At 63.5% G+C, this 850-nt stretch carries 1 pseudogene; it reads left to right on the top strand.

Annotation, left to right across the window (positions count from 1 at the left end):
* Window positions 1–48: 48 nt before the first annotated feature.
* Window positions 49–850: pseudogene (locus tag L692_RS0123130) on the top strand (hypothetical protein); the annotation flags it as partial.

The following is an 850-nucleotide window of genomic DNA, read 5'->3' as shown; positions in this document are numbered from 1 at the left end:
GCCGCCTGCCGATATAAAAGCAAGAAGCTAAGAAGAGGGGGAAACGGCGTGAACATTGGGTCTTTGATTCGCGGATTGTTGGGAGACAGCAAGCCCGGAGAAGCGAAAACGCTTGAACTGAAAGAAGGACAGATTGTCCGCGGCGTTGTTCTCAATGTATCGGAATCCGGAAAAGAAGCGATGGTGCAAATTAACGGCACGCCTGTGCGGGCGGAGCTGGAGACGCCGCTGCAGCCGGGGCAATCGCTGACGCTGCAGGTGGGGCCGCCGGGGGATCGGGGGCTGCCGGTATTAAAGCCGGCTCCGGCGGGCAGTCAGGCATCTCCGCAGACGATGGGGGAGGCCCTTGATGCGCTTGGTCTGGGCGGCTCCAAGGCAGGCCGTGAAATCATACAGGCGATGCAGGCCGGGGGCCTTCCGCTGACGAAGGAGACAGCGGCCAAGCTGAATGCGATTATGGAAGCCAAGCCCGCAAGCGTGCCTGTCCAGGAGTGGCTGGAAGCGGCTGTCATTGCGGAAAAAAGAGGTCTCCCGGTTACTCCGGGGAGTGTCAGCGGACTTCAGCAGGCGGTGTTCGGGCCGCAGCTTCATCAATTGCTGTCCGCGCTGGAGGATCAGTTGAAGCTATGGCTGGAGCAGCAGAAGACCGGCGAAGGGCCCGCGGCGCAGTCTGGCGCAACTCCCGCTGCTTCGCCTGAAGGCGGCGGGAGCGTCGCCGGGAATGCTGCCGCTCCGGCGGCGGGAACGGCCCAAGCGGCGACGGATGAGGGGACGCCTGGATCGGCGGACAGGAACAGCACAGCTCTGTCGGCTGACGGGGCGGGCGGAGACTCCGATTCCGTGGAAGGCG

Origin of the sequence: Paenibacillus forsythiae T98 (genome assembly GCF_000520735.1) — a bacterium.
GTDB lineage: Bacteria > Bacillota > Bacilli > Paenibacillales > Paenibacillaceae > Paenibacillus_AQ > Paenibacillus_AQ forsythiae.
The sequence above is the reverse complement of the archived record's forward strand: the minus strand, read 5'-3'. Positions and strand labels throughout refer to the sequence as shown.